Genomic DNA, 19,515 nt, shown 5'->3' on the forward strand with positions numbered 1-19,515 from the left:
GGTCGCGCGAAAGCGCGGCATGGTTCCCGCCGAGAGGAGAGCCGATGGCGCCGCCCGCCACTGTCCCGGCGCCCCGCGCGCTGGAGGAGCCCGGGCTCCACATCACCGGGCCGTCGACCCTGGCGGCCGGTGTCGCCGGGCGCCTCGGGCGCGTGAGCGGCGATCGTCTCGCCCTGATGGGACGGCGTCCCCTGGCGGCCGAGATCCGCTGGGCCGTGGCGGCTCCGGGGAACGAGGTGACCGACGAGGCCACCGCCCAGGCCGCGACAGGCGTCATGCATGTCCACGGCCGCCGCGACGGAGCGCCACGCGGGCTTGCCGCCGACTACCTGTCGCTGGCGGCCACCGCGCTGGCGGCTCAGGGGGTGCTGGCCGCCGTGCTGGGCCGGGCCCGGGGCTGGGCCGTGGAGGGCGTCAGCACGGGCGTTGACCTGGCCGGGCTCCTCGCGGTCGGCCAGTATCTCGCCGCGTCCACGGCCGAGGAGGGCGAGGCGGTGCCGCCGGCGCCGGGCGGCCCGCCGTTCGTCACGGCCGACGACGTGCGGTTCGAGGTGGAGGCGCTTGACCCGATGGTGTGGGCCGCCTTCTGGCGGCGGCTGGACGTACCCGAACGGCTCGCGGGCTCCGCGTGGCGGGCCTTCCAGTTCCGGTACGCGACCGCGTCCTGCCCGCTGCCCGAGGAGTTGCACGCGGCGGCGCGCGCCGCCGGGTGGGCGTCGGTGCGGCGGGCGGCGGAGGAGTCCGGGGCCTCGGTGTGCGCGCTGCACCGACTCGCGGACCGCCTGGCCGAGCCGCGGACGCGATCCCCGTGGACGGTGGCACCCCGTCTGGCGGGGGCACCCCGTACGGCAGGGGCGCCCCGGCTGGCAGGGGCGCCCCGTTCCATGGCGGTGCCCCGCCCCGCCATCGCGCCCTGTTCCGCGGTGCCGCCCCGCTCCGCGGTGGGGCCGTTGCCGGGATCGGCCGCGAACGCCCGGCCGCTGGCGGGCCTGACGGTGCTGGAGGCCGGACGGCGGATCCAGGCGCCGCTGACCGCCCACCTGCTGGCGCTGCTGGGCGCGGACGTCGTGCGGATCGAGCCGCCGGGCGGCGACCCGCTGCGCGGCATGCCGCCCACCTGCGGCGGCCTGTCGGCCCGGTGGCTGGCGCTCAACCGCGGCAAGCGGGCGGTGGAGATCGACATCAAGTCGCGGGCGGGCCGGGACGAGGTGCTGGCGCTGGCGGCGGAGGCGGAGGTGTTCGTCCACAACTGGGCGCCCGGCACCGCCGAACGCCTCGCCCTGGACGACGCCGACCTGCGGGCGGTCAATCCCGGCCTGGTCTACGCCTACACCGGCGGCTGGGCGGGCCGGCTCGACGGCGCCCCTTTGGCCACCGACTTCATGGTCCAGGCCCGGACCGGTGTGGGCGAGGCCGTGCGTCCGGCGGATGAGGCTCCCGCGCCGTCGCTCATGACCTTGCTGGACGTCCTTGGCGGCTTGCTCGGCGCCGAGGCGGTGCTCGCGGGCCTGCTCTTCCGCACCGCCGAGGGCCGCGGCGTCCGCGTCGACTCCTCGCTGCTGGGCGCCGCCGAGGAACTGACCGGCCCCGCCCTGCGGCGCGTGTCCGAGGGCCGGAGCGGCCGGGCGCCCGAGGGTTTCCGGCGCCCCATGCCGACGGCGGACGGCTGGGTGGCCGTGGCCGATGACGACGCGGCGCGGGCACACGTCCCGCCCGCGGATCAGACCACGGAGGACGCGCTCCGCTCCTTCCGCCGCGCGGGAGTGCGGGCCACCGCGGTGACGGTGGCGCTGGACGAGCTTCCCGCCGATCCCCGGTTCGCGTCCGTCCTGACGCGTGATGACCACGGTGCCGTAGCCGTGCCGACTCCCTGGAGGTTCGCGTGACGCTGGAAGTGCAGGACCTGGTGCCCGCCGCGCTCCGCAGGCGGTGGGCGTCCGAAGGCATCTGCCCCGATCTGGACCTGTACGCCCTGTTCAGGGCGCACCGGTTCGCCGATCCCGGCCGCCCGGCGGTCATCGACGCGGCGGGGACGCTCACCTACGCCGAGCTGGACCTGCTGGCCCGCGCCGCCGCGATGGGGCTGCGGCGCCTGGGCGTGTGCGAGGGCGACGTCGTCGGCGTCCAACTGCCCAACGGCCGCGACGCGGTGATCGCCGAGCTGGCCGTGGCGGCGCTCGGGGCGGTGGCGCTGCCGTTCCCGGTCGGCCGGGGGATGGCCGAGGCGGTGTCGCTGCTCGGCAGGACGGGCGCCCGGGTCGCCGTCGTCGCCACCGAGCATCGGGGACACCGCCACGCGGCCGAGCTGCTGGCCGGAGCCGAGCGGCTGCCGGCCCTGCGCGCGGTGGTGGCCGCCGGGCCGCGGGACTGCCCGCCGGGCGGCACGCCCTGGTCGCGGATCATCGGCACCGACGCCACGGGTTTCGTCCCGGCCCGGCCCGATCCCGACGGGCCCGCCCGCATCCTGGTCTCCTCCGGTTCGGAGGCCGCGCCCAAGATGATCGCCTACTCCCACAACGCCCTGGCGGGCGGGCGGGGCAACTTCCTCGGCTCGCTGCTGGGCGACGGCGGCGGGCCGCCGCGCTGCCTGCTGCTGGTGCCGCTGGGCTCGGCGTTCGGCAGCAACGGAACCCCGGTCACGCTGGCCCGCCACGGCGGCTGCCTGGTGCTGCCCGGGCGCTTCTCCCCGGTGACCGCGCTCACCGCGCTCGCCGAGCACCGGCCCACGCACGTGCTGGCCGTCCCGGCCATGATCCGCATGATGCTCGACCGGCCGGACACCGGTCCCGTGCCGCCGATGACCGCGCTGCTCGTCGGCGGGTCCGAGCTGGACGCCCGCACCGCCGACGAGGCACGGGCGAGGTTCGGGTGCCCCGTCGTCAACGTGTACGGGTCCGCCGACGGGGTGAACTGCCACAGCGGGCTCGCGCCGGTCCGGGCGGCGGACGATTCCGGTTCCGGTGTCGTGGTGGGGCGCCCCGACCCGCGGGTGGCCGAGATCCGCGTCGCCCCCGTCCCCGGCGAGCGGCGGGGCGGCGAGATCCTCGCCCGAGGACCGATGACCCCGATGTGCTACGTCGGCGCCCCCGAACTCAACCAGCGGTACCGCACGGCGGAGGGCTGGGTGCGCACCGGCGACCTCGGGATGATCGACGACTCGGGGCTGCTCCACCTGGTCGGCAGGCTCAAGCAGATCGTCATCCGCGGCGGCCTCAACATCAGCCCCGCCGAGGTCGAGCGCGCGCTGGCGTCCCATCCCCGGGTGCGGGACACCGTGTGCTTCGGCGTGCCCGACCCCGTGCTCGGCGAGCGGCTGGCGGTCTGCGTGGTGCCCAGGCCGGGACAGGTGGTCGATCTGGACGATCTGTGCGCCCACCTGGCGCAGCAGGGCCTGGAGAAGGCCAAGCATCCCGAGCGGCTGCTGCTGGTGGACGAGCTGCCGCTGACCCCGGCGGGCAAACCGGACAGGGACGCGTTACGCGAGCGCCTGCCCGCCGAGGCGCCGGCCTGAACCGCCCCGAGGGAGCTCCTCGGCCCGCTGGACGCAAGGCGGCCGTCCACCGGAGAGGGAGATGATGACGGACGTCCGAGAACCGGAGACCCCCGCGCGCGCCGCGCACGGGGGATGGGCGCCTGTCCTGCTCACGGCCGCGATGAGCGTGTCGATGCTGCAGCTGTTCCTGATCGGCGCGCTCGGGCCCCGGCTGGTCACCGAGGCGGGCTTCTCCCGCACGGCGCTCGGGCTGACCACCACCGCGGGCTTCGGCGTGGCCGCCCTGCTCTCGCTCACCGCGGGCCGCTGGGTGGACCGGCTGGGCGCCCGGCGGTGCCTGGTGGCCCTGCTGGTGCTGGCCGCCGCCGCGCTCGCGCTGATCGGCTCGGCCACCGCGACCGCCGTGCTGCTGGCGGCGGTGGCCCTCGGCGGGCTGCCGCAGGCGCTGGCCAACCCCGCCACCAACAAGATCATCATTGCCGCCGTCGAACCGGCCCGGCGCGGGGCCGTCACCGGGTGGAAGCAGTCCGGTGTCCAGCTCGGCGCGTTCGCCGCCGGGCTGCCGCTGGCGGCGCTCGCCGGGTGGACGGGATGGCGCGCCGCGGTCTGGACGGCCGCCGGATGCGCCCTGCTCGTCGCGGTCTGCGCGTGGTGGCTGCTGCCTCCCGATCCCGTCCGGCTCCCCGCCCGCTCGCCGTCCGGGCAACCCGCGGTACGCGTCGGCCGCCTATCAATGTTCTCCCTCCTGCTCGGATCCGGAATCGCCTCGGTCAACACCTACCTGGCCCTGTTCGGCTCGCAACGGCTGGAGCTGGACCCGGTCGTGGCCGCCTGGCTGGTGGCGGTGCTGGGAGTGACGGGCATCGCGGGCCGGGTGGGATGGTCGCGGCGGGCCGGGCGCCTGGACCGTCCCGCGGTCCTGCTGGCCCCGCTCATGGCCGGGGCCTGCGCGGCGGCACTGCTGCTGGGCGTGTCCGGACGGGTCGGCCCGCTGGTCTGGGTCGCGGCGGCGGGCGTGGGCGCGTTCGCCGCCGCCGGCAACGCGGTGTCCATGGTCACGGTCGTCCGCGGCGCGGACGCCCGGACCGCAGGGCGGGCCTCCGCGCTGGTGTCGGCGGGCTTCTTCGGCGGCTTCGCGCTGGGCCCGCCCGCGTTCAGCGTCGTGGTGGACGCCGCCGGATACACGTCCGCCTGGCTCGTCGTCGCGGCGGAGTTCGCCCTCGCCGCCCTGATCGTGGTGAGGCGGCGATGAGCTGGGCGGAACGGGCGCTCACCGAGGTGCTGGACCGGGTGGGGGCGGTGGAACGCGAGCTGGGAACGCGGTGGCCGCTGTACGCCGACCCGGTCTCGGGCCGCTGGACCACCACCGCCCGGGGATCGTGGACCGGCGGCTTCTGGGCCGGGCTGCTGTGGCTGCGGTCGATCGTGACCGGCGACCCGTCCGACCGCGCCGCCGCCCGGCGCCGGACCGGGATGCTGGCCCCCTGGCTCCAGGCCGACACGGCCACGCGTGGGCTCATCTTCTGGTACGGCACCGCGCTGGGCGGCGACGAGACCGCGGCGCTGCGGGCCGAGGCCGCCAGGATGTGCCTGGCCGCTCACGACCCCCGGCTAGGGCTGGTGCCCTGGGGCGCGGCGTTCGGCGGCCCACGCTACCTGGCACGGGTCGACGGCCTTCCCGGCCTGCCGACACTGCTGCGCCTGGCAGGCCCGGACGGGGCACGCGCCGCCGAGGCACACCTGGACCTGCAACTGGGGCTGACCCTGAACACACCCGACCTCCGCCCGGCCTGGCAGGCGACACCGGACGGAACCTGGAAACCGCATCCGACACCACCGCCCGGCTGGAGCCGCACCACCGGCTGGCTCTGCCTGGCCGCCGCCCAGGCACCCGGCGACCGCGTCCGCCGCTGCCTGGAACACCCGGCCGTCAGCGCCAGACTGGCCCCCGACGCCCCGCCCGTCCCGGCCGCCATCGCCACGTCCCGCGGCACACCGGACACCTCGGCGGCGGCGATCGAGGCCGTCGCCGCCCTCCAACTGGCCTGCCGTCTCCCCGGCCCACGCGCCGGACGGCTGCGGAACCGGGCCGCCCACGTCCTCGCCGTACTGGCCGCCGAACACGTCCGCGACGGCCGGCTGCTGGACGGCTGCTACGACCTGGAGCACGACGTGGCCGTCCGGCACGAACTGGTCTGGGGCGACTTCTTCATGGCGGCCGGCCTGGCCATGCTCACCGGCGCCATCGACCCCGCCGCCTGCTGACCGCCGTGTCCGGAACCGCCGTCCTCAGCCGAGCCACCGCAGGAACGTGTATTACCTTTCGTAGAGCACCTCATGGCGAACGCCCGATGAGACGGACGGACCCGGTCCGATGACACATCACCCGGCCGGACAGGCGGCGGGCGCGGTTCGCGTCGACCGGGGCATGCGGCTGCTCCGGGCGGCGGCGTTCTCGACCGTCTGCGTGTCGGCGTCCGCGAGCGCGCATGCCCTGGCCTCGCAGGCCGGGCTCCCATGGCGGCCGCTGCTCGCCGGGTGGCTGGTGATGATGTGCCTGCTGACGCCCCTGGCGGGCCGGGCGCCGACGAGGCCCGGCATCGTCGCGATGCTGCTGTGCAGCCAGACCGTCCTGCACGTGGTGTTCGGCCGCGGGCAACGCCACGCCGCGCTCACAGGCGACGACGGCCTGCCGCGCTCGGCACACGCCGTTTCGGGTCACGAGACCGGACCGCTCATGGGCGATTCCCTGATGCCGGGACCGGCGATGTTCGCCGTGCACCTGGCCATCGCCGCCCTGCTCGGATGGCTCGTGCATCACGGCGACCGCGCGCTGTGGGAGCTGATCCGGCTGTCACGGCGCGCGACGGGCACGCTCACCCGCCCGCTGGAAGCGCTGCTCAGCGCGATCCTCATGAGCCTCCCCGCCCTGCCGCTCCGCCTTTCACCGGTCGCGGCCAGACCCGGGCCGGAGGCCGCCCCCGGTGAGACCGTTCTCCTGCACCACGCGGTGATCCGCCGCGGCCCCCCGATGGCCGCCTGAACCACCGATCGCGCGGGCGGCACGTCCACCCCGGCCCCGCACCGCAAGATCACCCCTGCGCTTCTGGACGCCGCCACGCGGCGCCGTCCAACGCGCACGCCCAGGCATCGCCCGGGCCTTAGAGGCACGTACTGCCAGCGCTGCCCGCTGACCGGCCACGGCCCCTACGAAAACGGTTCACCACGTGAAAAGGAAACCGGATATGCGACGTTGCCGTCCGCACGAAATAGCACCCCCGCCGATCGCCTCCGCGGAGAAACGACCACCCACCTGCGGATGCCCCTGCCGCAGGCGGTTATCCCGCCCGGAAACCGGGCCCGGCGACCGGGACAGACGATCGCCGACCCCTGATGAACCGGCCGCGTCCGCGATAGCCGGGCCGGGTGATCAGGCATGACCGTCTTGCGCGAGGACCCGGACACACTCGACCTGAACGCCGTGGCGCTGCGCGCCGGAGCGGGAGACGGCGAAGCGCTGACCCACCTGATCAAACGGACCAGCGGGGCGATCTGGCGCGCGTGCGCGGCGCTGGTGGACCGTGAGTCGGCCGATGATCTGACGCAGGAGACCTACCTGCGGGCGGTACGGTCGCTCCACACCTACCGCAGCGAGTCGGCGCCGCTGCCCTGGCTCCTCACCATCGCCCGCCGCGTGTGCGCCGAGGAGATCGGACGCCGGACCCGGGCCCGGACGGCGACCCGCCGGCTGCAGGCCGAGACCCGCCCCCAGAAAGAGGAGTTCATGCTGATCAGCGAGGTGACCGATGCCATGGACCGGCTCCCCTCCGACCGCCGCGCCGCGCTGCTGCTCACCGCGATCGCCGGCCTGTCCTACGCCGACGCAGCCGCGGCCTGCGGCTGCGCGGTCGGCACGATCCGCAGCCGCGTCGCCCGAGCCCGCGCCGAGCTGATCGACACACTGGGCCTGGCCCGCCTCCCCGAATCCCGCGACGCCACAGGCTGACCCCATGCCGTAGGCGGCGCGCGATGGCCGCGTCGCCGTGGCTGAGGGGTACGCCGCGAGCGACCGGCGTCGACAGCCCGCTCGTCGCGGGTTAGCCGCTGCGGACCTGACACAGGGGAGGGGTATGCCTCCAGCCGATGCGCTCGCTGCCGTGCTGCCCGGCCGCTATATACGGTCGGTCATACCAGCACCCCGTTTCGGTATTTGACCGTTATGTGCGCGCGTACCGAGGATGTGGCGGACGCCCTGTGAGGGAGGCCACATGAGTGTTCCGGTCTACACCGAAGACCTCTATGAGGAAGACGCCATCCTCGAGCCCTACCCGCATTATGAAAGGCTCCGCGCGCTCGGCCCGGTGGTCTGGCTGGAGGCGCACCAGGTGTACGCCCTGCCCCGCTACGCCGAGGTCAGGGCGGTGTTGGGCGACGACGAGAGATTCCGCACCGAGGACGGCGTCTCGCTCAACCAGCACTACAACGACCTGATCCGCGGCTCCACCTTCGCCAGCGACGGCGAACGGCACCGGTTCCTGCGCGGCCTCGTCGCGCACGACCTGACGCCACGGGCGCTGCGCCCGCTGAGCGCGGACGTCCAGGCGGTCGCCGCGCGCGTCGTCGAACGCGCCGTGGCGGCCGGCGAGTTCGACGCCGTCAACGGGCTCGCCCGCGACATGGTCATGGAGATCGTGCCCGACTTCCTGGGCATCCCTGCCGACGGCCGCGAGCACCTCATCGACTGGGCCGCGGCCAACTTCAACTGCCATGGGCCGCTGAACGGGCGGGCCGAGGAGGCGCTGGCGGTGTCCGGGCGGATGGCCGCCTACGCCGCGCGCATGGTGGACGCGCGCACCGCGCGACCCGGCGGGCTCGCGCACAGCGTGCTGCGCGCGATGGACGACGGCCGGGTGGACCGCGACCAGGCGGTCTCCCTGATGATCGACTATCTTGTGCCGTCGCTGGACACCACCGTGACCGGGCTGGCCGCCGCGATCTGGCTGTTCGCCCGCCATCCCGAGCAGTGGGACCTGGTGCGGGCCGACCCGGCGCTGGTCGGCGCCGCCTTCAACGAGGCGGTGCGGCTGGAGACCCCGGTGCGCCAGTTCGGCCGCCGCGCCGTCACCGGCGTCGAGATCGCGGGCGTGCCGATCCCCGCCGGATCGCAGGTGCTGGTGATGTTCGCCTCGGCCAACCGCGACGAGCGCAAGTGGGAGCGGCCCACCGAGTTCGACGTGCGGCGCAACCCGGTCGACCACGTCGGGTTCGGTTATGGCGCGCACGGCTGCGCCGGCCAGGGCCTGGCCCGGCTGGAGGCCCACGCCGTGCTGACCGAGCTCGCCGGACGCGTCCGGCGCTTCGAGGTGAGCGGCGAGCGCCGGACCGTCAACAACCTCATGCGGGCGTTCGACACCCTGCCCACCCGCGTCACCGTCTGACCATCGCTGAGAAGGAGTCGCCCCGTGCGCGTCATCGCCGACTACGACCGCTGCGAAGGCCACGGCCTGTGCGAGGAACAGGCGCCCGACCTGTTCCGGCTTGACGACGAGGGCCGGTTGCACCCCGTCTACGAGGGACGCGACATCCCCGCGGACCTGGCCGCCAAGGCCACTGCGGCCACCGGTGTGTGCCCGGTCGCGGCGCTGCGGACCCAGCGGTGAGGAACGTCGTGGTCGCCGGCGGTTCGCTGGCGGCGGTCTCGGCGGCCAACGCGCTGCGCGCCGCCGGGTTCGACGGCCGGATCACGATGGTGTCGGCCGAGTCCCGCGCACCCTACTCCCGGCCCCCGCTGTCCAAGGACATCCTGAGCGGCACGCACGGGCCCGGCTCGGCCGACCTGCCGCTGGCCGACGGGATCGAGCTGCGCCTGGGCGTACGGGCCGCCGGGCTGGACACCGCCGCACGCCGCGTCCGCCTATCCGACGGCGACGAACTCCCCTATGACGGACTCGTCGTCGCGACCGGGGCACGGGCACACCGCCTCGGCGGCGGCTTCACTCTCCGCACCATGGACGACGCGCTCGCCCTCCGGGACGCGCTGGACGCCGCGGGCGACGTCCTGATCGTCGGGGCGGGCCCGCTCGGCATGGAGATCGCGTCGGTGTGCCTGGCACGCCGCCTTCCGACCACCGTGGTCGACCACATGCCGCCGCTGCGCCGCCATCTCGGCCGCCATCTGTCGGACCTGGCGGTGCGGGCGGCGCGCGAGGCGGGGGTGCGGTTCGTCCGGCCACGGGCCCCCGCGACGTTCGCCGCCGACGGCCGCACGGTGTACGCCGACGGGCGGGCCCTGACCGCCGACGTGATCGTCACGGCGGCCGGTGACCGGCCCAACGTCGAATGGCTGGCGGGGTCCGGCCTGGAGATCACCGCTGACGGGCTCGTCGTGGACGCCCGGCTGCGGGCGGCGCCGGAGATCGTCGGGGCGGGGGACGCCGTCGTGCGGCGCGGCGCGGCGCGCACCCCGCTGTGGACCGCGGCGCTGGAGCAGGGCCGGGCGGCGGCGCTGACCCTGCTGTCCCCGGACGTCCCGGCACACGTGCCCCGCCCCTACTTCTGGACCGAGCAGTTCGGGCTGTCGATCAAGGTGTGCGGGCCCGTCCCGGACGACGCCGAACCCCTCACCGTCTCCGGCGCGCCCGCCGAGCGCTCGCTGGTGCTGCGCTGGCCTCCCGGCGACGCCCCCGGATGCGCCGCGTCCGTCAACCACCCGATGCCGATCGCCAAACTGCGCCGCCTGGCGGCCTGACCTCGTGGAGCCCTCATGAACCGCATACTTCTCACCGGTGCGCACGTCACCACGATGGACCCCGCCCTGGGCGACCTGCGCGACGGGGCGGTGCTGGTCGAAGGCGACCGGATCGCCGCGGTCGGCCGGGCCGCCGACCTCGCCGGCGTGGACGCCGAACGCGTCGACGTCGCCGGCGGCCACATCCTGCCCGGCATGATCGACACGCACCGGCACACGTGGCTGGCGCTGCTGCGCGGCATCTCCGGCGACCAGGCGCTGCTGGAGTTCATCGCCAACACCTTCTACGGCATCGGCTCGATCATGCAGGCCGAGGACCTCGGCGTCGCCACCCTGGTCGGCGCGCTGGAATGCCTGGACGCGGGCGTCACCGCCATCGTCGACTGCTGCGACTGCGTCAACACCCCCGCCCACGCCGACGCCAACGTCGCGGGGCTGCGCGCCGCCGGCCTGCGCTCGATCTACAACTACGGCATGCAGCGCTACGAGTTCCGGCCGCCCGGCTTCGCCGACCACGCCGCGCGGCTCAAGGACGCCGCACGCGTCCGCGCCGAGCACTTCTCCGGCGACGACGACATGTACCGCATGGGCATCCTGTACAGCGACTTCGGCACCATCCCGTTCAACGACACCGCGGCCGAGGTCCGCACCGCCCGCGAGCTGGACGTCCTCGGCTGTTCGCACACCGGCGCGCAAACGGGTTCCAGCCTGCTGCGCGGGCTGCGCGAACTCGACGACCACGGGCTGCTGCTGCCGGGCCACCTGCACGTCCACTGCAACGGCCTGGACGCAGGAGTGGAAGCTGCTGGGCGACAGCGGCGCCAACGTCACCACCTCACCCGAGACCGAGCTGCAGATGGGCATGGGGCTGCTGCCGATCCGGCAGGCCATGGCCCAGGGCATCCGTCCGGGCATCGGCACCGACAGCGTGATCTGCGGATCCGGTGACCTGTTCTCACAGATGCGGCTGGCGCTCCAGCACCAGCGGGCGATGGACAGCCTGCCCGTCCACGCCGAAGGCCGCGCGCCCCTGGAGATCGAGCTGAGCGTGCGCGACGCCCTCGGCTGGGCCACGACCAACGGCGCGGCCATCATGGGGCTCGACTCGAAGATCGGCTCGCTGACCCCGGGCAAGAAGGCCGACGTGATCGCCGTCCGGCCGCGCTGGGACCTGGTCCGCTCGTCCCACCCGCAGGCGAGCGTGGTCCTGCAGACGCAGGCCGCGGACGTCGACACGGTGCTGGTCAACGGCGAGTTCCGCAAGCGCGGCGGCGCACTCGTCGGGCACGACCTCGCCGCCCTGCGCGCCAAGGCGAACGCCGCGCTGGACAACATCGAGCGCGCGGCGGCGTCCCTGCACCACTTCAGCACCCGGGAACTGGCCGATTTCGTCGGACAGGCCGAACGCGGCGCCTCGGTGAACTACGCACAGGCCTACCAGACCACCACCTGACCCGCCCCCCGAGCCGCACCACCCGCACCGGACGACACGGATACGGCCCTGGTCATCGCCCGCGGATCGCGGCCGCTGGCACCATGGCCGGGGCCAGGAGACCGGAGGACCAGCCGCCCCCCTGATGAACGTCAAGACCCCACCACCGCGCAGCAGGTCGCCCGCGATAAGGAAAGCCGGGACCAGATCTATACGCAACGACGGGCCGCAAATAGGGCGACCGTGCGGGACGGCGGCAAGCTCCCCCCACCCAACGCCCGCCTGACCATCCCATCCCGCTTCACGATCTCGTGACTGTGGCGTGGCTCCCGCGCCGGACACCGTTAACGATGTGCTGCGGCTGCACCTTAGGAGAGTTGGAAGGCTGCCCATCGAGATTGTCAAAGGCGGCCCTTTGGGATTCAGGTCCTCGGTCCACCCGGGAGACGTGGTGTTGAGCGTCGTGATGCCGTAGACGGCGATGACCGACTGTCCGGTGATCTCGGATGGGAGGCATCGAGTTCGGACTCGGGTCGGGCCCGATCCCGATCCCGACGGCGGTCGACGTGCGGTGCCGCTGCGTCGTTCCGGTTCCCCTGTCCCCGTCAGTGATCTGCTGCTTGGTCTCGGGAGATGACGAACCGGGTGCACTCGATGTACGTCCAGTCACGGGCGGTCGCGGCTCGTTCGCCGACGTCGTCACCGTCACTCGTCACGCGTTGCGGAGTCCGCTTCATCGATACTCCGGCGGGGCGGACGCCGATGGGCCGGCGGACGGGGGATCGGTGAGATCATTCCGGATGTCCAGCGCCTGGCCGAGCAGCACCCCACGGCCCGCCTCCAGCAATCGCAGTGCCCGTACCGCGCCCCTTCCTCTAGTGGCTCACACCCGGCGAGGCTTTGTCCGTCGCTCGTGTTTCTCAAGCCCCGACATGCAGGTAGCCGCCCCACAGTGACGGGGCGGCGGGAAAGCAATCGCGCACGGTGCGCACCGCCTGGTGGAGAGACCGTGCCGCATGTGTTGGATCGATCTGTCCATCGTCGATGCTCACGCCTTCGTAGAAGGCGCCGGCGACGTCCGCGGAGAGTCTGTCGTCGACCTCCCAAAGGGTGCCGATCACGTGTGGGTAGCCGACGAGTTGGAACGCGGTCGCCAGATGAACGGCCTCATCGACCAGGCTTGCAGCGGGATTGAGCGCCGTCGTGCAGGCTGACAGGTATGCCAGGCGAACTTGATCGAGCTGAATCGATGCGAGCCTGGCGACCGTGAACGGGGCCACCCCGTGATCATGCAGGAGGAGTTTGCTCTGCGCAGGGTCGGTCTCGTCGATGGTGCCGTGGCAAGCGAAGTGGGCAACAGGACAGCGGGACAGCTGGTCCAAGACTCGCTGTGTTGTGAGGCTGTCTTGGTCGCCACCGATAAGCGCCGTGGGCCGGCTGAACCGAGATTGGACCAGCGACGCCTCCCGCGCCGCATGGTGAAGCGGCTTGGCTCCAGGTGTGGTGGGCATGGCCACGACCAATGCCCGGTCGACCACAGCCGAAGTGCTGTCCTTGTCTCTGGCGTAGCCGAGCGTTCGTACGGTCGGGGTGTAGGAGGAGATCACACGATCCATGACAGCGCGTCGGCCGGAGGCTCCAGGGCGTTCACGGTGATATCCGGCAGCATGGATCGGCAGCAGACTGAGCGGACCACATGGCACCCACCAAACCCGTGGCCACTCGGTGCCGTCCGCTGGAGTGGTCCGATAGCCGAGCTCGTCGAGAACTGGGCCGGTGATGCGGTCCCACAGCCACTCGAGGATCTCGACGATGGTGGTCTGGGCGGTCCTACGTCGAGCAGGCTGCTCGGGATCGCGCACGGCGTCGAGAGCTTGTAGCCAGGTATTGGCAAGGGCCGCCGCGTCGATGCCAGGAAGCTTGAGCGACCTGATGCCGTCCACCGTCAAAAGGAGCGCGTCGCTGCGGTACCGGCTGACGTTGATGACAACGATCGGCCCATGTGCGGCGTGCCGGACGAGCTCAGACGGCTCGGGTGGACGCAAGAAGCTCTCAAATCCCTCAAGCGCGCGGATCTCGGTGACGGTGGCCGTGAAGGCGGCCGCGATCCGTCGCCTCCGGTCGACACCCCAATCCTGTGGCGAACCGGCGTCGCCCGTCATCAGCGGGACCGCCATGGTGTCATCCGCGTCGAGCCGGTCGCGCAGCTCGGTGAAGCGCGCGGCCAGAGTTGGATGGCGTGCCTGGAGGTCGGTGAAGTCACTACGGGTGTCGAGCGCTTGACTGAGCAGCACGCCGCGGCCCAGCTCAAGCTGCCGCAAAGCGCGGGTCGCGCGTTCTTCATCCGTACGGCGCACGCTTGTGTCGGTAAGCGTGAGCGCCGCGGCATCGGCAGCCAAACTGGCGTACTCCCCAAGCGCGCGTTGCCGATCGCTGCGGTGGAGGTGCCGGGCAGCCGTCTCGGGCAGCAGTTGCACCGCGGCATCGAGCAACTTGGCGGCGCGGCCGGGGTCGGAATCAGCGATCAATCTGGCCGCCGCCCAGCCGGCATCGATCCGCCATGAGGCCGGTGCTGTGACGATGCTCGCCGCCTCTGACCAGGCGGCCACTGCCTCATCCCGTTCCGCTGGGACGCCGGTACGCCCAAACCGTGAACGAAGGCGATCACCCAGTCGACTCAGATAGAGCGCGCGATCCGCGTCGTCGGCGGTGCTCTCGATCGCCTCACGGAGGAGCGCGGCGGACTCCTCAAGGTCCGTCTCGTCACCCGTCAGCCTGAAACGGGCGTCCAGTGCACGACTCAGTTCGAACAGCACGATCGGTCGGCGGCTGTGGTCGGCCGGAATGATCGCGACCGCCTCACGCGCAGCGGCAACGGCCTCCTCACCATCTGCGGACTCCTCGAAAGCCACGAACCGAGGTCCCAGAGCCCGACTGAGGTGCAGAAGAGCGGCGGCTCGCTCGCCGAGCGCAGTCTGGACCGCCAGGCGACAAGCGGTGACGGCCTCGTCGATGTCCTCGCGCGACTCGGTGCGGACAAAGCGCTGTTGCAGAGCCGAGCCGAGGTTGAGGAGGACGTTGGCGCGCGCGGAGGAGTCAGGCGAAACAACGTTGGCCGCCTCACGCGCGACTACGATCGCCTGGTCGAGATCCGCTGTGCCTCCGGTCGCCCCGAACCGGCTTTGCAGGGCCCGGGCGAGGTTCGCCAACATGAGAGGCCGATCAGGGTGGTCATCGTGGGTGAGCGTGACGGCTTGTCGTCCGAGCGTGATGGCCTCGTCCAAGTCGGCCAGGTCCCCGGTGTGCTCACTGCGCATGTGGAGGGCGCCGGCCAAGGACGAAAGCATGCCGTGCCGACGGGAATTGTCTGGTCCGCTGATCTTCAGCGTCTCACGAAGGTTGGCGATCGCATCGTTCAGGTCCGCCTCGCTGTGTGTGCGGAAAGCCCGCCTCTTCAAGGCTTCGCCGAGGATCAAGACCGCATCTGTGCGGTCGGCGTGATCGGCGGGGAGGACTCGGGCGGCAGCGCGGCACGCCGTGATGGCCTCGTTCACATCGGCCAGATCCCCCCTTCGTTCGAAGCGCGTCAGCAAAGCGCCACCGAGGAGTGAAAGCGCGGAGGCGTCATCGGGGTCGCCGGCCTCGCCCCTCTGTACTGCTTCGCGGGCGACGACGATCGCCTCCTCCAGGTCCTCGTCGTCCCCGGTCATGCGGGCTCGTGTCAGCAGAGCTGTGCCAAGGGCCATCCGAACCATGACCGTGGTTGTGTCCACGGCGTTCAGCGTGATCGCTTCACGCCCGGTCTCGATCGCCTCATCGAGGTCCGTCACCATTCCGTTCATGCTGAACCTCGCGGTCAGCGCGAGGCAGAGAACACTCAGCCGAAACGCCGTGTCGGTGTCGCCTACCTCGTCTTGCGCGGCCGCCTTGCGGGCAATGGCCACCGATTCCTCAACGTCCGTCGCCTTACCGTTGCGCAGAAACCGGAACCACAGAAGGAAACTGAGTCGTGTCAGCCGGGCGGCTCGAAACGGGTCATCTGCAGTCGTCGCGCCGGCGATGCGTCGCCAGAGCGCGATGTCGTCCGACAACCGATGCAGCTGACCCAACCTCACAGGGTCATCCAGCCGTGCTTCGGCAATCGGCACCACCGACTCGGCGAGCACAGGAAGAACGGCCTCGGGCAGCGGTTCGACGCCCTCGACGAAGCATGGCGTGAACATCTCCACGGCCGCGTCAAGCTCGTCGTCGATGTAGGGCATGGCCCTATGCCGATACCAGAACATCCAGCCGAGCAGGTAGCACGCTTGAAGGTCGGCGTGATCGTCCTGAATAATCCGCAGAAGTCGGCGCATGTCTTTCACAGCGCCCCGCTTCAGCGCCAGCGACGCCTTTCCGGTGGTCCTAATCCGCTCGATCCGCGCCTCGACCGCGGCAAGATCACGCTCTCGCATCGAACCCGCCTTCGCCATCGCTACAGAAATATTATGTTTGCGCCGTTTAACGGCTCGCTGGCGGCCTGGGAGGCGGCAGGTGGGTCCACAGATGACGGGTGAGGGCGCGGCCAAGATCGCGGTCGAGGGGCTGGACTGGCGGCGCTTCGAGGGACTGGTCCGCGGGCACTGCGGGAATGATGCCCAACCGGACTGCCAGAGTCGTGGCGTGCAGGCGGGTGGCAGCCTCCAGGAACCGGGCATAGGCATCCGTTGAGCTGCGGATACGGTGGCGGGCGGTGACCGCGATCACGATGGCGATGGGCGCCGCAGGCCACCACCAGACTGCCAGCGGCACATAGAGCACGGCCCATGCCCCCAGCGTCGCGGCACGTGAGACATCCGCGCGGGCAACGTTCAGCTCGCGGCGCACCGCGTCCGGCAGGATCAACCACAGCTGTGGCCACACCGTGGCCAGGTCCAGATGATGGTGCCGGTCCAGGCGGACGGCGACGGCATGCACGCGGTCACCGCTCCAGGTGGGCCGGGCGGGGCGTTCCACCGCGATCCGATCCCGATCACGAGCGGCCCTGTGCCGTGCGGCCGAATCCGGCCGATCGGCCGGATTCGGAGCCCTCGCCCCTTGGTACTCGGCATGCCAAGCGGCGTGCGCGGCGTCCCAGCGCCGCTGCCGGGCATCGACCCATCGCCGGACAAGGGCCTCCACGGGACGCGGCCATCGGCGCCACCCGGCGGCGAGGGACAACCGCTCGACCAGCACACCGAGAGCTTGGACGACCACGCCCACCCCGGCGGCCCCGGCCAGCACCGCGGCCAGCAGTATCACTTGCCCGCCAGCATTCGTCACGGAGGGCGACTTGGCGTGGCGGGTGACCTCATGGGCGAGCCGTCCCACGTCCAACGCGTGGCCGTGCCCGAGAGTGACGGCCGCCGCGGCGACCGCCAGGTACAGCGCCCCGGGAAGCACCAGCAGCGACAGCCAGCGCTCGGCGAGCTTCTTGCCGAGCTCGCCCAGCAGCCCGCTCATGGGTCGAGTGGTTCGCGCACTAGCGCCACTCCACTGATCGAACAGCGCGGCGGGAACTCCGACACCTCGGCCTCATCCCGCCCCGCGCAGGCCTTCAGCGGACACCGATACACAATCTCCAGGCTCTCCACTCCGTCCGCACCCATGACGCTCCTGAAACCGCCATATCCGAATACGCCCAGCACGTCTCCTCGGGCCTGGACCGCGAGGTGCACCGCATTCAGCAACTCGGGCACGTGCTCCCTCGAAGGCCCCTGTCGATCGGGTTTCTGCCGATCTTGGAGCGCTGCCTTCAACTGTGACAACGGCATCGTCTCGCCGGCCCCTTCATCCTCGAGGAGGGCCCGGATCTCCCCAAAATTCGCGCAGACATACGCCAGCCCGGCTTCGACCTGTGATGACTCCATCCAAACCCCCGGCCGAGGTCAAACCACGTAAATACAAACCCGCTCCCGACGAGCGGGTGGGACCATAAGTAACCATATCGTCGTAAACACCAACCCGATGGTGAAATAGACATCAAGGTCTGCTCGGGTCAAGCCTCAGCATGAATATGGGCGGCCCAGAAATCGGGGACGGCGGGGAACCGGGCCAGCAGAATCGTGCCCGAGTGGGGGCCAGATAGAGCCGGACAGGCTGGCGTACCCACGCACCGTTGACGACGCATGAGTCGCGTCGCCGCCCCAGCGGGCCGCTCCCAATGGGCAGAAGCGTGACCGGGTGCCCGCATCAGGGCCAACTCCTCCTCGACCACCCTGCGCACCAGCCCGACCCGAACCCAGCACCATCCGCACTCCGACGTCGAAGTCAAGGCTCCCGAACGCGTCTTCCAAGGCGATATCGAGACGCTGGACGAACTCCCCTACCTCATAGCCAGGCAACTCCAACGCGACCACTCCGCCGCGTTCTTCGAGCACCCGCGCGACGAATGTATCGATGCGGTCCCGGCCATCGCCGGTCTCCCGGTCTTCGACCATGATTCATTATCAACGCGGGCGGCTGGACGGTCGACTCGTTTCCGCGTGCCGCGCCGGCGCCCAGAAGGCGGCCCTCGACCACGGCTCCTTCTCCTCAACTGCAACCCGCCATCCCCGAGCGGAGGATGGTCAATCGGGGACGCTCCCCAGGCGGCAACCCTCACAGCCGCGGATGCTTCTCCAGCCGGCCGCCATCGCCAGCCGGTGGCAGCCGCGGCTCGACCAGCGCCCATTCATCGTCGGCCAGGTCCGAGGGGTAACACGACGTCCGAGCCATCGCGCCACCCTGCACGAACTGGCACACGGCATCACGGAGACAAGCCGACCGGAATCAACTTCTCAAACACGCACTGAGAACCCCGAATCTGGGCAGGCGCTGGCTGCTCGGCAGGTAGCGGGAACCTCGCGTTGCGGAAATCTCGGGCGGCTGGCCGGGCGTCATATCGTGGTTGATAGCTGTGTCGTAGCTAGCTGCATTGTTCGGAGGGCCGGGTCGTGTCCGAGAGGAGTCGCCATAACCGTGTCACCGCGGCGTTGAGCGCGGCATCAGCACCACGGCCGCTGGAGCGGGGGAGCGTCGCCGGGCAGCCCCCCACCGCTCCGTCTCACACCAGGCGGATCTTCGTGGGCACGGCGGTGGCACTTCCCGTGTCTGTCGTCGTGGTGGCGGTCGGAGGAGTCATCACCTTCGGCATGGTCGATCCGCTAGTCAACTCCGACACGAAGACGATCACCTCGGCCTGGCTCTCCGCCGGAGCCATGCCCTCGCAGGTCTCGGCGCCCGAGTCGGCCCACCGTGCCTACACCAGCAAGGCGCTCGCCTACCGGCTGTCCGCAGGAAAGTCCGTGGTTTCCATCTTTACCTTGCCTCATCTGAAAAAGACCTGGGCCGAACGCTTCTTTCACACCGGTCCCAAGTACGTTTTCGACGGCGGCATTGACTTCCAGCCCGACAGGACCTGCGCCTCCGAGGCCCGTCTCACCTGGCGACTGCACGACAAAAGCGGGCGATTCCCCCTCACCCACGAGGTCGGCTTCTACAAACTCAACGTGCCCGCCGACACGATCACCTTGACCGCGCGGCTCGACGCTCTCGGCCCTTGTACCGGGGTCCTGCGCCTCATCGACCCCGAGGTGACCAACGGGTTCGTCAGTGGCCCAGGTTCAGGCGCGAGCCTATACACAGCCAAATCACCTCCCGAGGTGGAAACTAGCCATAAGTAACCGCCGACAGTTAAGGGCGGAGGGGCCGGTTCCAGTGCATCGGAGGGCCCCCAAGCGTCCGAGGGGCACCGGGCGGACGGATGATCAGCCGTCGGGTTCCGCCCAGTACTTGGCGTTGAGATCGTCGTCGACTCGTTGCGGGGCCCGGGGCGCTGATGGT

Annotated in this window: 14 protein-coding genes; 11 read left to right on the top strand and 3 right to left on the bottom strand. The window is 71.6% G+C overall.

Annotated features, from left to right (window positions below):
* Positions 1–44: 44 nt before the first annotated feature.
* From E1264_RS00230 to E1264_RS00280, 10 genes are all read left to right on the top strand, one after another.
* On the top strand, positions 45–1,886 hold the full coding sequence (locus E1264_RS00230; RefSeq protein ID WP_132168263.1) for a CoA transferase: 1,842 nt from the start codon (positions 45–47) through the stop codon (positions 1,884–1,886).
* Positions 1,883–3,511: a class I adenylate-forming enzyme family protein gene (locus E1264_RS00235; protein ID WP_132168265.1), complete on the top strand. Its 1,629-nt coding sequence runs from the start codon at positions 1,883–1,885 to the stop codon at positions 3,509–3,511. The genes E1264_RS00230 and E1264_RS00235 overlap by 4 nt, the downstream gene beginning before the upstream one ends.
* Positions 3,512–3,572: 61 nt before the next feature.
* Positions 3,573–4,745, top strand: coding sequence for an MFS transporter (locus E1264_RS00240; RefSeq protein ID WP_207935629.1), 1,173 nt, complete (start codon positions 3,573–3,575; stop codon positions 4,743–4,745).
* Positions 4,742–5,758: a sugar ABC transporter permease gene (locus tag E1264_RS00245; RefSeq protein ID WP_132168267.1), complete on the top strand. Its 1,017-nt coding sequence runs from the start codon at positions 4,742–4,744 to the stop codon at positions 5,756–5,758. The genes E1264_RS00240 and E1264_RS00245 overlap by 4 nt, the downstream gene beginning before the upstream one ends.
* 109 nt (positions 5,759–5,867) lie before the next feature.
* On the top strand, positions 5,868–6,536 hold the full coding sequence (locus E1264_RS00250; protein WP_132168269.1) for a hypothetical protein: 669 nt from the start codon (positions 5,868–5,870) through the stop codon (positions 6,534–6,536).
* 393 nt (positions 6,537–6,929) lie between these two features.
* Complete coding sequence (locus E1264_RS00255) at positions 6,930–7,499, top strand: sigma-70 family RNA polymerase sigma factor (protein WP_132168271.1); 570 nt, start codon at positions 6,930–6,932, stop codon at positions 7,497–7,499.
* Positions 7,500–7,761: 262 nt separating this feature from the next.
* Positions 7,762–8,931, top strand: a complete 1,170-nt coding sequence (locus E1264_RS00260) for a cytochrome P450 (protein ID WP_132168273.1) — start codon at positions 7,762–7,764, stop codon at positions 8,929–8,931.
* Between the two features lie 24 nt (positions 8,932–8,955).
* Positions 8,956–9,153: a ferredoxin gene (locus E1264_RS00265; protein WP_132168275.1), complete on the top strand. Its 198-nt coding sequence runs from the start codon at positions 8,956–8,958 to the stop codon at positions 9,151–9,153.
* Positions 9,150–10,241 carry an FAD-dependent oxidoreductase gene (locus tag E1264_RS00270; protein ID WP_132168277.1) on the top strand — a complete coding sequence of 364 codons (1,092 nt, stop codon included), beginning with the start codon at positions 9,150–9,152 and terminating at the stop codon, positions 10,239–10,241. Before E1264_RS00265 ends, E1264_RS00270 begins: the two co-directional genes overlap by 4 nt.
* 805 nt (positions 10,242–11,046) lie before the next feature.
* Positions 11,047–11,694 (top strand): amidohydrolase family protein, encoded by a 648-nt coding sequence (locus E1264_RS00280; RefSeq protein ID WP_243710667.1) that lies wholly within the window; start codon positions 11,047–11,049, stop codon positions 11,692–11,694.
* An 899-nt stretch (positions 11,695–12,593) separates the two neighbouring features.
* On the opposite strand, the gene E1264_RS00285 is transcribed toward E1264_RS00280, so the two are convergent.
* From E1264_RS00285 to E1264_RS00290, 3 genes are read right to left on the bottom strand one after another with little or no spacing between them, the layout of a single operon-like run.
* The gene (locus E1264_RS00285; protein ID WP_165963891.1) at positions 12,594–16,145 is read right to left on the bottom strand and encodes a CHAT domain-containing protein; all 3,552 of its coding nucleotides are present in this window, start codon (positions 16,143–16,145) and stop codon (positions 12,594–12,596) included.
* A 28-nt stretch (positions 16,146–16,173) separates the two neighbouring features.
* Complete coding sequence (locus E1264_RS42895; protein ID WP_165963892.1) at positions 16,174–17,154, bottom strand: hypothetical protein; 981 nt, start codon at positions 17,152–17,154, stop codon at positions 16,174–16,176.
* Positions 17,151–17,561 carry a hypothetical protein gene (locus tag E1264_RS00290; protein WP_132168285.1) on the bottom strand — a complete coding sequence of 137 codons (411 nt, stop codon included), beginning with the start codon at positions 17,559–17,561 and terminating at the stop codon, positions 17,151–17,153. The genes E1264_RS42895 and E1264_RS00290 overlap by 4 nt, the downstream gene beginning before the upstream one ends.
* Positions 17,562–18,755: 1,194 nt before the next feature.
* On the opposite strand from E1264_RS00290, the gene E1264_RS00295 reads away from it, so the two are divergent.
* Positions 18,756–19,355, top strand: a complete 600-nt coding sequence (locus E1264_RS00295) for a hypothetical protein (protein ID WP_132168287.1) — start codon at positions 18,756–18,758, stop codon at positions 19,353–19,355.
* Positions 19,356–19,515 lie beyond the last annotated feature (160 nt).

Origin of the sequence: Actinomadura sp. KC216, assembly GCF_004348535.1 — a bacterium.
Lineage (GTDB): Bacteria > Actinomycetota > Actinomycetes > Streptosporangiales > Streptosporangiaceae > Spirillospora.